Annotated in this window: 12 protein-coding genes and 1 tRNA gene; 8 read left to right on the top strand and 5 right to left on the bottom strand. The window is 71.6% G+C overall.

From position 1 onward, the window contains the following. Window positions 1-74: 74 nt before the first annotated feature. Window positions 75-692 carry an asparagine synthase gene (locus K8F61_RS10515; RefSeq protein ID WP_067244360.1) on the top strand — a complete coding sequence of 206 codons (618 nt, stop codon included), beginning with the start codon at window positions 75-77 and terminating at the stop codon, window positions 690-692. A 117-nt stretch (window positions 693-809) separates the two neighbouring features. Beyond that, window positions 810-882, top strand: a tRNA-Arg gene (locus K8F61_RS10510). A gap of 86 nt (window positions 883-968) precedes the next feature. On the opposite strand, the gene K8F61_RS10505 is transcribed toward K8F61_RS10510, so the two are convergent. Genes K8F61_RS10505 through K8F61_RS10490 form a run of 4 tightly spaced genes read right to left on the bottom strand, consistent with a single transcriptional unit; the run spans window position 969 to window position 4425 of the window. Beyond that, the gene (locus K8F61_RS10505; RefSeq protein ID WP_231818962.1) at window positions 969-1847 is read right to left on the bottom strand and encodes a metal ABC transporter permease; all 879 of its coding nucleotides are present in this window, start codon (window positions 1845-1847) and stop codon (window positions 969-971) included. Next, window positions 1844-2590, bottom strand: coding sequence for a metal ABC transporter ATP-binding protein (locus K8F61_RS10500; protein ID WP_231818961.1), 747 nt, complete (start codon window positions 2588-2590; stop codon window positions 1844-1846). The genes K8F61_RS10505 and K8F61_RS10500 overlap by 4 nt, the downstream gene beginning before the upstream one ends. Next, complete coding sequence (locus K8F61_RS10495) at window positions 2587-3507, bottom strand: metal ABC transporter substrate-binding protein (protein ID WP_231818960.1); 921 nt, start codon at window positions 3505-3507, stop codon at window positions 2587-2589. Before K8F61_RS10495 ends, K8F61_RS10500 begins: the two co-directional genes overlap by 4 nt. Before the next feature lie 48 nt (window positions 3508-3555). Beyond that, window positions 3556-4425 (bottom strand): helix-turn-helix transcriptional regulator, encoded by an 870-nt coding sequence (locus K8F61_RS10490; RefSeq protein ID WP_231818959.1) that lies wholly within the window; start codon window positions 4423-4425, stop codon window positions 3556-3558. 153 nt (window positions 4426-4578) lie between these two features. On the opposite strand from K8F61_RS10490, the gene K8F61_RS10485 reads away from it, so the two are divergent. Further along, the gene (locus K8F61_RS10485; RefSeq protein ID WP_231818958.1) at window positions 4579-5535 is read left to right on the top strand and encodes an SDR family oxidoreductase; all 957 of its coding nucleotides are present in this window, start codon (window positions 4579-4581) and stop codon (window positions 5533-5535) included. A gap of 9 nt (window positions 5536-5544) precedes the next feature. After that, a complete protein-coding gene (locus tag K8F61_RS10480; RefSeq protein WP_231818957.1) occupies window positions 5545-7056 on the top strand; it encodes an L-serine ammonia-lyase, iron-sulfur-dependent, subunit alpha in 1512 nt (503 codons plus the stop codon). Between the two features lie 12 nt (window positions 7057-7068). Here the strand turns inward: K8F61_RS10480 and K8F61_RS10475 are convergent, their stop codons facing one another. Further along, window positions 7069-8010, bottom strand: coding sequence for a helix-turn-helix transcriptional regulator (locus K8F61_RS10475; protein WP_231818956.1), 942 nt, complete (start codon window positions 8008-8010; stop codon window positions 7069-7071). A gap of 62 nt (window positions 8011-8072) precedes the next feature. Between K8F61_RS10475 and K8F61_RS10470 the strand changes: the two genes are divergently transcribed. From K8F61_RS10470 to K8F61_RS10455, 4 genes are all read left to right on the top strand, one after another. Beyond that, window positions 8073-10322: an ATP-binding cassette domain-containing protein gene (locus K8F61_RS10470; protein WP_231818955.1), complete on the top strand. Its 2250-nt coding sequence runs from the start codon at window positions 8073-8075 to the stop codon at window positions 10320-10322. 116 nt (window positions 10323-10438) lie between these two features. Next, window positions 10439-11026: a TetR/AcrR family transcriptional regulator gene (locus K8F61_RS10465; RefSeq protein WP_231818954.1), complete on the top strand. Its 588-nt coding sequence runs from the start codon at window positions 10439-10441 to the stop codon at window positions 11024-11026. Window positions 11027-11216: 190 nt separating this feature from the next. Beyond that, complete coding sequence (locus tag K8F61_RS10460; protein WP_231818953.1) at window positions 11217-12098, top strand: ABC transporter ATP-binding protein; 882 nt, start codon at window positions 11217-11219, stop codon at window positions 12096-12098. After that, window positions 12095-12829 (top strand): ABC transporter permease, encoded by a 735-nt coding sequence (locus K8F61_RS10455; protein ID WP_231818952.1) that lies wholly within the window; start codon window positions 12095-12097, stop codon window positions 12827-12829. The genes K8F61_RS10460 and K8F61_RS10455 overlap by 4 nt, the downstream gene beginning before the upstream one ends. Window positions 12830-12849: the final 20 nt, after the last annotated feature.

The raw sequence follows: 12849 nt of genomic DNA, 5'->3' as shown, positions 1-12849 counted from the left end.
CCTCGCCTCGACGGGCGGATCCGCCCCGTCCGTGTCGCCGGGAGCGGGTACGCTCGAAGCCTGAGGAGGTAGCGGTGGGACGGACTGCGGATGCCATCGCCGAAGGCGTCGCCATCGCGACGTCGGCCGCGCGCCTCGTCGTGAAGAACCACATCCTGGTCGGGACGATCGGGCAGGGCGGATCCTTCGACGTGGAGCGCTACGTCCAGGACGCCCGGGATGCGCTGCGGGGTCTCGCCGCCGAGTCCGCCGAGGCGGCTGATCTCGCCACACGGCTGCGCAAGCGCGCGCACGGGCGCCACTCCGACCCCGTCGGCACCCACGACTACCGCGACCGCGACGTGCGCAATCTGAAGCGCCGCGCCAAGCAGGCGGCGGGCGTGGCCCAGCGTCTGGAGGCCATGGCGGAGGACCACGAGGCGCTGCGTGAGCTGGTGGAGCAGGCCCGGCGCGCGGCGTGGGGCGACGTGGCCAGCAACCTGCAGCGCCGGTTCCAGGTCGAGGCCATGCGGCCGGACCAGGACCCCGACTACGCGGTGATGCGCGAGGCGCGCATGCAGGCGCTGCGCCTCGTCGATCTGCAGGCGCTGTCGTCGGAGCAGCGCGCGCGCCGCAGACGGCGCGAGAAGGCCGAGAAGGCCGCAGCCAAGGAGGCCGCGCGGGAAGAGCGCAAGGCTCGCCACAACGGGTGAGGGGGCGCTCATCCGGGACCTTTCGGGGCCGGCGGACGGGCGCTCCGGCTCGATTCGCGTTGCGCGACGCCGTGAGGTATTGTTGACGAGGCCCGCGAGAGCGGAACAAGCCGGAATGCGCCTCTAGCTCAATGGATAGAGCATCTGACTACGGATCAGAAGGTTGGGGGTTCGAGTCCCTCGAGGCGCGCACTGTGTTGAGACAGTAAGAGGAAGGCCCCGCTTCGGCGGGGCCTTCCTCGTCTCCGACCGCTGTTCCTCGGATCCTCCTCCGGGTCAGCCCTCCGTGCGTGCCAGGAGGCGTCGCCGACGAGCGCGGCCGAGCTGACGGCGCAGCAGTCCATGGCGCGGGCTGAACAGGTACACGACCGCGAACACCGCCCCCTGGGCGAGCACCACCATGCCGCCGGAGGCCGTGTCGAGCCAGTAGCTCAGGTAGATGCCGAGGACCGAGCAGGTCACGGACAGCACCGGCGCGATCACCAGCATCCGGCCGAAGCGGTCGGTGAGCAGGTACGCGGTGGCACCCGGGATGATCAGCATCGCGACGACGAGGATCACGCCGACGACCTGCAACGCCACCACCGCGGTGAGCGCGAGCAGGCCCAGCAGAAGGGCGCCGAGGAGGCGGGGGCTCAAGCCGATCGCGTGGGCGTGTGTGGGGTCGAAGGCGTAGAGCGTCAGGTCGCGCCGTTTCAGGACGAGGGCGAGGAAAGCGATCGCGCCGAGCACGCCGATCTGGATCAGGTCGCCGGTCGAGACGCCGAGGATGTTCCCGAAGATGATGTGGTTGAGGTCGGTCTGACTCGGCGTCACCGAGATCAGGACCAGCCCGAGTGCGAACAGCGTCGTGAACACGATCCCGATGGCGGCGTCCTCCTTCACACGACTGGTGCCGCGGACGAGCCCGATCAGGATGACGGCGAGGAACCCGAAGACCAGTGCCCCGAGGGCGAACGGGGCGCCGAGCACGTAGGCGATGACGACGCCGGGGAGCACCGCGTGCGACACGGCGTCGCCCATGAGCGACCAGCCGACCAGCACCAGCCAGCACGACAGGAGAGCGCAGACGATCGCCGCGATGGCGGTCGTGACCAGCGCGCGCACCATGAAGTCGTACGCGAGCGGCTCGAGGATCAGATCCCACGGGGTCATGCCGCGTCCCCCCGGTCCCGGCCGAGGACGTCGAGCCCGAAGGCCATCGCGAGGTGTTCCGGGCGGAGCACCTCCTCGACCCCCGCGTGCAGGAGCACCCGGCGCATCAGCAGGATCGCCTCGTCGGCGAGCTCCGGGAGCGCCTGGAGATCGTGCGTGGAGACGAGCACCGTCTTCCCGTCGGCGGACAGCTCGCGCAGCAGGCGCACGATGGTCGCCTCGGAGCGCTTGTCGACGCCGGCGAACGGCTCGTCCAGGAGCAGGATCTGCGCCCCCTGGGCGATCCCGCGGGCGACGAACGTGCGCTTCTTCTGCCCGCCGGAGAGCTGGCCGATCTGCCGGTCGGCGTACTCGGTGAGCTCCACCCGCTCCAGGGCCTCGGCCACGGCGGCGCGGTCGGCGGGCCGCGCTCGCCGGGTGAGTCCCTGCCGTCCGTACCGGCCCATCATCACGACGTCGCGCACGGAGACGGGGAAGGCCCAGTCCACGTCCTCGCTCTGCGGCACGTATCCGATGAGTCCGCGCTTGCGGGCTGCGGAGGGTTCGACGCCGTCGATGAGGACCCGTCCCCGGTCGGGGCGGACCATGCCCATGATCGTCTTGAAGAGCGTGGACTTGCCGGATCCGTTCATGCCGATCAGACCGCACACGCGGCCGGAACCGATGCGGGCGGTCACGGCGTCGAGCGCGAGCACCTCGCCGTAGTGGACCGTGACGCCCTGGACGTCGATCGCGGCGGTCATCGGGCGCGCCCCGTCAGTGCGCGGGCGATGGTGTCGGCATCGTGGCGGATGAGGTCGAGATAGGTCGGCACGGGACCGTCCGCCTCGGAGAGGGAGTCGACGTACAGGGTCCCGCCGAAGACGGCGCCGGTCGCCTCCACCACCTGTTTCATCGGTCGATCCGAGACGGTGGACTCGCAGAACACCGCGGGCACGTCGTGGGCCTGGACGAACTCGATCGTCGCCGCGATCTGCTGCGGGGTCGCCTGCTGTTCGGCGTTCACCGGCCAGATGTAGCGCTCGGCCAGACCGGCGTCGCGGGCGAGGTACGAGAACGCCCCCTCGCACGTGACGAGCGCGCGCTGGCTCTCCGGCAGGGTGCTCAGCTCGGCGACGAGCTCATCCTGCACGGTCTGGAGCTCCGCCTTGTAGGCCTCGCCGTTCGCCGCGTAGTCGTCGCCGTGTGACGGGTCCAGCTCGCGGAAGGCGTCCACCATGTTGTCCACGTAGAGCTGGACGTTCAGCGGGCTCATCCACGCGTGCGGGTTGGGTGTGCCCGCATACGCATCGGCGGTGATGTCCATCACCTCGACGCCGTCGGAGACGACGACGTGCGGCACGTCGAGCTCCTCCACGAACTGGGCGAACCACAGCTCGAGGTTCAGCCCGTTGTCGAGGATCAGGTCGGCGTCGGCGGCCCTGCGGATGTCGCCGGGGGTGGGCTCGTAGCCGTGGATCTCGGCTCCCGCCTTGGTGATCGACTCCACGGCGAGATGGTCGCCCGCGACGTTGCGGGCGATGTCCGCCAGCACGGTGAACGTCGTCAGGACCCGCGGGCGGTCGTCGGCGGGCGCGGCGTTCGGGCCCGCGCAGGCGGAGAGGACCAGGGGCGACGCGAGCACGGTCGCGGCGAGCAGTCGGAGGCAAGGTTTAGGCATACCGAAACCCTATGTTTTCGGTGCACCGAAAACAAGCCGGGATCGGCGTCAGGGGGCAGCCGCCTCCGCGCTCCCCGCCCAGATCGCTCCGTGGTCCGCCAGGGCGGACAGCAGCCGCAGCCGCTCGTGGCTCTCCGAGCCGGGGGCCGCCGTATAGACGAGCAATGAGTGGGACGTCGAAGGGTCCACCAGGGTCTGGCAGGTCAGCTCGAGCGCCCCGACCTCCGGATGCCGGAACCGCTTGACGTCTCGAGGGCGCAGGCCGATCTCGTGCCGGTCCCACACTCGACGGAACTCTTCGCTCTCCTCGAGGAGCAACCGGGCGAGATCGGCGGCGCGGGAGCGCGGCCCACGCCGCGTCTTCACATCCCGCAGACCCGACGCGAACATTCGGGTGAGGAAGGGATGCTCGTCCGGGTCGTATCGCGCACGTGTCTCCGGATCCGTAAACCACCGATAGCCGATACTGCGGGCCGGTCCGGCGAACCCTGTCAGGTTCCCGGCGAGCGCGACGCTCGACGGCGTCTGCCGCAACGTCTCGCCGAGCTCGGTGACGATCTCGGCGGGCGTGTCCTGGAGTCGGTCGAAGATGCGCAGCATGCCCGGCGCGATGTGATCCGTCTGACCTCGCGCCGGCGGTGGATGACCGGCGAGACGGAACAGATGGTCGCGCTCGTCCGCCGACAGATGCAGGCCCTGCGCGATCGACGCGATCATCTGCGCAGACGGGCGGGGTCCTCGTTCCTGCTCGATCCTCGTGTAGTAGTCGGTCGAGAGGTGACAGAGCGCGGCGACCTCCTCGCGGCGGAGGCCGTCGATGCGCCGGCGCGCTCCCCGGGGGAGGCCGACATCCTCGGGTTGCAGGGCGGTCCGTCGTCGACGGAGGAAGTCCGCCAAGCCCGTCCGATCGATGTCCATGCGTTCCTCCGGTCCTGTCGCGAACGGTGTACGTCGAGACAATCACGGACCACCGCGCGCATCCACGGATCAGTGGTCCCTGGATGCGCTCCGGCCGGCGGGTCACGGTGGGAACGAGCACCGATTCCGGTGCCGATCACCGAGGAGGTCCCCTTGCGCGTACAACTCCCTTCCCTTTCCGACCTCTCCGGACGCCGAGCGGTCATCACCGGCGGCAGCGATGGGGTGGGCCTTCGCATCGCGACCCGCCTCGCTGCGGCGGGAGCCGAGGTCGTGCTGCCCGTGCGCAACCGGTCCAAGGGGGAGGCGGCGCTCGAGCGCATCCGTCGCACCGCCCCGGCGGCCCGGATCACGCTGCGGGATCTGGACCTGTCCTCGCTCGACGCCGTCGCGGAGCTGGGCCGGGTCCTCCGAGCAGAAGGGCATCCGATACACCTCCTCGTGAACAACGCCGGCGTCATGACGCCCCCCGCGCGGCAGACGACCGCGGACGGGTTCGAGCTTCAGCTCGGCGCCAATCATCTCGGCCACGTCGCGCTGGTGGCCCACCTCCTTCCTCTCCTGCGGAGCGGACGAGGACGGGTGGTCTCGCAGGTCAGCGTCGCCGCGGCGCGGGGCTCCATCGCATGGGAGGATCTGCAGAGCGAGCACCGGTACGACCCGATGGCGGCGTACCGACAGTCGAAGATCGCCCTCGGACTGTTCGGCCTGGAACTGGATCGGCGCAGTCGTGCCGGTGAGTGGGGTATCACGAGCACGTTGTCGCATCCGGGGGTTGCCCCGACCAACCTGCTGGCGGCCCGTCCGGACCTGGGGCGGTCCGAGCAGACGGCGGGGCGACGGATCATCGGGGCCCTGTCGCGTCGAGGGATCCTGTTCGGGACGCCCGAGAGCGCGGCGGAGCCCGCGCTTCTCGCGGCGACCGATCCGGCGGCCCCGGGGAACCTGTTCGGGCCGCGCGGACTCGGGCGCCTCGGTGGCCGACCGGCGGGGCAGAGGCTCTACCGGCCTCTTCGTCGGGCCGAGGACGCGGAGAGGGTCTGGCGGGTGTCCGAGACGCTCACGGGTGTCGCTTTCCCCCTCGCATCCAAGCGGTCCGCGGCGGCGTAGCCTGGAGGGGTGACTGCGTACGTCTCGGCTTTCGACCTGTTCTCCATCGGTGTGGGACCCTCGAGCTCGCACACCGTCGGGCCGATGCGTGCGGGGTACGACTTCGCCCGGCGCCTGACCGCGAGCGGCCGGCTGGAGGACACGGCGCGGGTGACCTGCGCGCTCTACGGCTCCCTGGGGGCGACCGGCCTCGGACACGGCACCCCGGATGCCGTGGTCGCGGGGCTGCAAGGACTCGCCCCCGAGTCCTGTGACCCTGACGACGTGCGACGCGCCTGGTCGGACTGGCAGGACGGCGCAGAGCTGCGCCTGGACGGCACGCACGGGATCCGTTTCGACCGCGACGACGTGACGTTCGAACCGCGCACGCGTCTGCCCGGACACCCCAACGCCATGACCCTCCGCGCGCTCGACGCGGACGGCGCGCTCCTCTCGGAGGAGACGTACTACTCGATCGGTGGCGGGTTCATCCGCCGGGATGGAGAGGACGCGGCGCTCGCGGACGCATCCGGCTCCACGCCGGAGACGCCCTTCTCCTACGGGGATGCCGCGACCCTGCTGGAGCTGTGCGACGAGCACGGGCTGACGATCGCCGAACTGGCGCGGCGCAACGAGACCGCGGTGCGCAGCGAGGAGGAGGTCGCCGCGGGCCTCGACGCGATCTGGGACGCCATGGCGAGCTGCGTCGAGGCAGGGCTGCACGCCGAGGGCACGCTGCCCGGGATCCTCAAGGTCAAGCGGCGCGCGTCGACGATCCGCGCACAGCTCGAGGCGACCGAGGCGGAGGGTCATCGCGAGGTGCCCGGCGAGTGGCTGGGGGCGTTCGCCTTGGCGGTGAACGAGGAGAACGCCGCGGGCGGCCGGGTCGTGACCGCCCCGACCAACGGGGCCGCGGGAATCCTCCCCGCGGTCGCCATGTACTGGTGGCGGTTCCTCGCGGACTCTGGGCTCGGCGCGGGCAACGCGGTCACCCCCTACGGCGAGCTCGTCGGCAGCGCCCTGCTCGGTTTCGGTCCGGAACGCTCGCTCGTCGCCGTCGGTGCGATCGACGACCCCGATGAGCTCGCCGAGGCGAACCGTCGCCGGGGTATCCGGCGCTTCCTCCTCACCGCGACCGCACTGGGCTCGCTGTTCAAGGCGAACGCGTCGATCTCCGGTGCCGAGGGCGGCTGCCAGGCCGAGGTCGGGTCCGCGTGCGCCATGGCCGCCGGCGGACTGACAGCGGTGATGGGCGGGACGAACCGGCAGATCGAGAACGCCGCCGAGATCGCGATGGAGCACCATCTCGGCCTCACCTGCGACCCGATCGGCGGGCTCGTCCAGATCCCCTGCATCGAGCGAAACGCGATCGCCGCGTCCACCGCGGTCACCGCGGCCCGGCTCGCGCTGCGCGGCGACGGCACGCACTACGTCTCGCTGGACGCCGTCGTGGAGACCATGCGGCAGACCGGCCTCGACATGTCGACGAAGTACAAGGAGACGAGCGAGGGCGGCCTCGCCGTCAACGTCATCGAGTGCTGAGCGTGGCGGTCGTCACCGGTCTCTGAGCAGGCGCGCGGCGAACCCCCGCAGCTCCTGCGCGTACTCCCGCGGTTCCACCACCACGGCCGGGGGAAGCACCGCCAGGGCGTGGGCGAGCCACGGCCAGCCCGCCAGGTGCAGCGCCACGCGGGTGCGTCCCTCCGGCAGCGCCTCGATCTCCAACTCCTCCCAGGGCAGCGCGTCCCGCACCGCATCGCCGTCGGCGTCGACGTCGAGCACGACGCGCGTCCGATCCCGGCGCAGGCCCGCGGCGAGGTGAGCGTCGGCGGCGTCCTCCGGAAGCGGGCGCGCCGCGAACCCGAACGTCGAGACCGCGGCGGCGGTCATCCGGTCGAGGCGGAACGTCCGCCAGTCCTCCCGGTCCCGATCCCAGGCCAAGAGGTACCACCGCAGATGCCGGTGCAGCAGGCGGTGCGGCTCCGCGCGCCTCTCCTCCCGGTCGCCGGGATAGGCGAACCGGACGATGAGGCGGCGCCGGATCGCGTCGCCGAGGTCGGCGAGCAGGCGCGGATCGACGGCGGGGGAGTCCGGCCAGGACACGTCCAGGCCCTCGCGGAGAGCCGCGGCGCGGGGCCGCAGGTGATCCGGCAGGAACTGGTCGAGCTTTCCCTGGACCCGCGCCGACGCGTCCGTGAGCGATCCCGGAGAGTCGCCGGCCATGGCGCCGAGCACGGACAGGGCGACCTGGGTGGCCACGGCCTCGTCGTCCTCGAGCAGCAACGGTGGCAGGGACCGCCCCGAGACGAGCCGGTATCCACCGCCGGGGCCGGGGCGGGTCCGGACGGGATAGCCGTACCCGCGCAGACGCTCGACGTCCCGCCGCAGCGTCCGCTCGCTCACGCCGACCTGCGCGGCGAGCTCGGCTCCGGCGTACTCCCGTCCCGTCTGCAGCGCCGACAGCAGTTCCAGCATCCGCCGGGTGACATCGGCCATGCTCCGAGGATAAAGGAAATCCCGGCCAGGATTCGGCCGGATCTGCGCGTACGGTGGGCGCCATGTCCACCCCCGTGATCCGCATCCGCGGCGCCCGCGCTCACAACCTCCGGTCCCTCGACATCGACATCCCGCGCGGCCGACTCGTCGTGTTCGCGGGCCTGTCCGGTGCGGGGAAGTCCTCGCTCGTCTTCGACACGATCGCCGCGGAGGCGGGGTATCAGCTCACCGAGACGTTCCCGCCGTTCGCCCGCAACCGCATGCCGAAGTGGACCCGCCCGGAGGTCGACGCCATCTCCGGCGTCTCGCCGGTCGTCGTCATCGACCAGCGGCGGCTGGGCGGCAACGCGCGCTCCACGGTCGGGACCATCACCGACACGTGGACATATCTCCGCCTCCTGTACTCGCGGCTGAGCGAGCCGCACGTCGGTGAGTCCACGGCCTTCTCGTTCAACGACCCGTCCGGGATGTGCCCGACCTGCGCGGGGCTCGGCGAGGTCGTCACCAGCGCCGTCGAGCGGTTCCTCGACCTCGACAGATCGCTCGAGGACGGTGCGATCCGCGTTCCCGGGTTCGGGCACGGCGGCTACTTCTATCGCCAGTACGCCGACATCGGCAGCTTCGCCGTCGACACCCCGTTGAAGGACTGGACCGCCGACGAGCGACAGGCGCTGCTCTACGGCGGAGAGGCCGCTGCGCGCCTCGGACGCCGCCCGCCGAAGGACTACGAGGGGATCGTCCCGCGCTTCGAGCGCATCCACCTGCACACGTCCGACCACGTCTCGGAGCGCAAGGCCGCGGTCATCCGCGACTTCACGAGGTCCGAGACGTGCCCGGACTGCGGCGGAGACCGGCTGAACGAGGCGGCCCGCACGGCGACGGTGCACGGGCGGACGATCGTCGAGCTCGCCCGGATGGAGGTGGCCGAGCTCCTGCCGTTCGTGCGGGGGATCCGGGACGCCGACACCGCCCCGGTCCTGGCCGCGCTTGTGCAGCGGCTGGAGGCGCTCGACGGCATCGGGCTCGGGTACCTGAGCCTGGGGCGCGCGACGCCGACCCTCTCGGGCGGGGAGTCCCAGCGCATCAAGACGGTCCGGCATCTGGGATCGAGCCTCACGGAGATGCTGTACGTCTTCGACGAGCCGACCGTCGGCCTCCACCCGGAGGACGTCGACGCGATGATCGCGCTGCTGCGGGATCTGCGCGACAAGGGCAACACCGTGCTGGTCGTCGAGCACGATCCGGCGGTGATGGCCGCCGCCGACCAGATCGTGGAGATCGGGCCGGCCGCGGGAGAGGGCGGTGGTCGCCTCGTGTTCCAGGGATCGTTCGAGGACCTGCGGCGCGCGGACACCGCGACCGGGCGTGCGCTGCGTGCTCCCCTCCCCGAACCCGGTCCGCCGCGGACGGGGGACGGTGTCGTGGAGATCCGGCACGCGACGCGCAACAACCTCCAGGACGTGTCGGTGGGGATCCCGCGCGGGGTGCTCACCGTCCTCACCGGTGTGGCGGGCTCCGGCAAGTCCAGTCTCGCGGCCGAGCTCGTCGCACAGCACGGGGCGATCGTAATCGACCAGCGACCGATCGCCGCGAACCGGCGATCGACGCCCGTCACCTACACGGGCATCGCGACCCAGATCCGTCGGGTCTTCGCCGATGCGCACGGGGTCTCGCAGGGGCTGTTCAGCGCGAACTCCGAAGGCGGGTGCCCCGCGTGCGGCGGCCTGGGCGTGCGCTACACGGACCTCGCCTTCATGGAGGGGAAGGAGACGCCGTGCGAGACGTGCGGCGGCCGCCGGTTCCGGCCGGAGGTGCTCGCGCTCACGGTGGACGGGCTCAGCATCGCCGACGTGGACGAGCTGACGATCGCCGAGGCCGTCACCCGCCTGCCGTCGAAGCGGATCCGGGACGCGCTGTCGCACCTCGCCCGCATCGGGCTCGGCTACCTCCGGCTCGGCCAGCCTCTGAGCACGCTGTCCGGTGGGGAGAGCCAGCGTGTGAAGATCGCGGCGGAGCTGCGCGACGCCGAGGAGCCCGCCGTGTACGTGCTCGACGAGCCCACCACCGGCCTGCACGCCTCGGACGTCGGGACCCTCGTCGAGCTGCTGTCGGCGCTGCGCGACCGGGGCCACACGGTGGTGGTGATCGAGCACAACCTCGCCGTCATCCGCCGGGCGGACTGGCTCATCGACCTCGGACCCGGCGCGGGGCGCCATGGCGGCCGAGTGCTGTACGAAGGCCTGGTGCCGGGGATCCGCGACACCCCGACCGCCCGCGCGCTCGCCGCGGAGGAGACCGCCCACCACGGGTGAGGCGCAGGAGCGGGCGCAGGGCGACGTGGGTGTGGGGGTGGGTGCGTGCGGCGGGCGTGGGCGCGGGCGGGAGGAGTCCCCCGCGTCGGCAGGGCTGCGCGGAATAGGGTGGGGGCATGGTCAGTGCTCGCCGCCGCGGACGGCCGCGCGGGGAATCCGGGTCGCGGGAGCGCATCCTGTCCGCCGCCGTGGAGGAGTTCGGCGAGCACGGATACGAGGCGGCGACGATCCGCGCGATCGCCGGACGTGCGGAGGTCGACTCCGCTCTCGTGCACCACTACTTCGGCACCAAGGCCGATCTGTTCGCGGAGGCGGTCGGGATGCCGGTCCGGCCCGACCACGACGTCCCGGGGATCCTTCGCGGTCCGCGGGACGGGGTCGGCGAGCGTCTCGTCCGGTATGTGCTGGAGGCCTTCGAGCGTCCGGAGGTGCGCAAGCGCGGGGTGATGCTGCTGCGGACGGCGATCGGCAGCAAGGCGATGACCCCGCTCGTGGCGGGCTTCCTCTCCCGCGAGCTGATCGGCCGGGTCGCGACGGAGCTCGACGTGCCCGACGCCGAGCTTCGTGCCGGGCTCGTCGCCTCCCAGATGGCGGGGATGCTGATGGGCCGGTACGTGCTCCGCCTCGCGCCGCTGGCCGAGGCGTCGGTCGACGACCTCGTGGCATGGGTCGGCCCGACGGTCCAGCGCTACCTCTTCGCATAGCCGCCACGGATTCCCCGCGCCCGCGGAGTTCGCGCGCTCCGGCGGAGTTCGCGCGCTCCGGCGGATCCTCCACCGTGAAACCTCCGCCGCTATGTGCCGTCTCCGTGTGCCGGGGAGAGCAGCCGCGGGGGCAGGGCAGGGGAGCGGGGGTTCTTGACGGGGCGAGAACGCCGGGCGGATAATTCATCGCATGATGAATAACGTCGCGGTGGACGTCGACGACCTGCGGGTCCGGCGGGGCCGGACCGAGGTCTTCGACGGCCTCTCGGTCCGCATCCCCCGTGGGGAGGTCACGGGGCTGCTCGGACCGTCGGGATGCGGCAAGACGACCCTCATGCGATCCATCGTCGGAGTGCAGCGGATCCGCAGCGGCACGGTGACGGTGCTCGGGGAGCTCGCCGGGTCCGCGCGGCTGCGGCGTCGCGTGTCGTACGGTACGCAGGGCGCGGCCGTGTACACGGATCTCACCGTGCGGCAGAACCTGCAGTACATCGCGTCCCTCCTCGGGGTCGACCGCGCCGAGGTGGATCGCGTGATCGCGGACGTCGGGCTCGCCGACCAGGCGCGGCAGGTCGCCGGATCCCTCAGCGGCGGACAGCTCGGGCGCGTGTCCCTCGGCATGGCGCTGCTGGGCGGACCCGAGCTGATCGTGCTGGACGAGCCCACGGTGGGACTGGATCCCGTCCTGCGCGCCGAACTGTGGACGCTGTTCCGCCGGATCGCCGATTCCGGCACGACGGTGATCGTGTCGAGCCACGTCATGGACGAGGCGCTACGCTGCGACCGCCTGCTCCTCATGCGCACCGGACGCATCGTCGCCGACACCACGCCCGACGCTCTGCTCGCCGACACCGGCGAGACGGACGCGGAGGCGGCGTTCCTCGCCCTCATCGCTCGGGACGAGGCCTCCCACGCGAATCTGCGACGGGAGCACCGGCCCGGTCGCGAGCGGGCGTCGCGGAAGGGACCCGGCTCGGACCGTTCGCGACCGCCCGGCGCAGGGCCGCACGGCGGGGATCCGGAGCAGGCTCCGTCTCCGGGTGCGCCGAACGGAACGGAGGGCGGGAGATGAACGGCCGACGTCTGTTCGCGACCGCCGGGCGGGTGCTGCATCAGCTCCGCCACGATCCGCGGTCCATCGCCCTCATGCTCGTGGCTCCGAGCCTGCTCGTCGGGCTGTTCGCGTGGCTGTTCGCGGATCAGGAGGGGGTGTTCGACCGGTTCGGCGGCGCGATCCTCGCTCTGTTCCCCTTCATCCTGATGTTCCTGCTGACCTCGATCACGACGCTTCGCGAGCGCCGGTCCGGCACGCTCGAGAGGCTCATGACCACCCCGCTCGGCAAAGCGGACTTCATCCTCGGGTACGCGCTCGCGTTCGGCCTGATGGCGGTCCTCCAGGCGGTCATCACCGTCGCGTTCGCCGTCGGGGTGTGCGGCCTGGAGGTGGACGGACCCCTGTGGCAGCTCGGTGTCGTGGCGGTCGTGGACGCGCTGCTAGGGACCTCACTCGGCCTGCTGGCGAGCGCCTTCGCACAGACCGAGTTCCAGGCGGTGCAGTTCATGCCCGTGCTGGTGTTCCCGCAGATCATCCTGGGCGGGCTGTTCATGCCGCGCGATCAGATGCCGGATGTGCTGTCCGCGATCTCCGACTGGCTGCCGCTCAGCCACGCGATCGACGCGATCCAGGCCGTCGCCGCCGGAGATGAGGGATCGGATCTGTGGCGACCCGTGCTGATCGTCGCCGCGTTCGCCCTCGGGTTCCTCGTGCTCGCGCCGCTCACGCTGCGTCGTCGGACTCCGTAGCCGGCCGACATCGCCGGGGA

It is taken from the genome of Microbacterium resistens (assembly GCF_021172025.1).
Taxonomy (GTDB): Bacteria; Actinomycetota; Actinomycetes; order Actinomycetales; family Microbacteriaceae; genus Microbacterium; species Microbacterium resistens.
This window is presented reverse-complemented; position numbering and strand designations above follow the sequence as displayed.

Bases quoted from the DNA above. Each gene is read 5' to 3' on its own strand.
- K8F61_RS10505 (WP_231818962.1), bottom strand. From the start codon at position 1,847: ATGACCCCGTGGGATCTGATCCTCGAGCCGCTCGCGTACGACTTCATG.
- K8F61_RS10500 (WP_231818961.1), bottom strand. From the start codon at position 2,590: ATGACCGCCGCGATCGACGTCCAGGGCGTCACGGTCCACTACGGCGAG.
- K8F61_RS10495 (WP_231818960.1), bottom strand. From the start codon at position 3,507: ATGCCTAAACCTTGCCTCCGACTGCTCGCCGCGACCGTGCTCGCGTCG.
- K8F61_RS10490 (WP_231818959.1), bottom strand. From the start codon at position 4,425: ATGGACATCGATCGGACGGGCTTGGCGGACTTCCTCCGTCGACGACGG.
- K8F61_RS10475 (WP_231818956.1), bottom strand. From the start codon at position 8,010: ATGGCCGATGTCACCCGGCGGATGCTGGAACTGCTGTCGGCGCTGCAG.
- K8F61_RS10470 (WP_231818955.1), top strand. From the start codon at position 8,073: ATGTCCACCCCCGTGATCCGCATCCGCGGCGCCCGCGCTCACAACCTC.
- K8F61_RS10465 (WP_231818954.1), top strand. From the start codon at position 10,439: ATGGTCAGTGCTCGCCGCCGCGGACGGCCGCGCGGGGAATCCGGGTCG.
- K8F61_RS10460 (WP_231818953.1), top strand. From the start codon at position 11,217: ATGATGAATAACGTCGCGGTGGACGTCGACGACCTGCGGGTCCGGCGG.
- K8F61_RS10455 (WP_231818952.1), top strand. From the start codon at position 12,095: ATGAACGGCCGACGTCTGTTCGCGACCGCCGGGCGGGTGCTGCATCAG.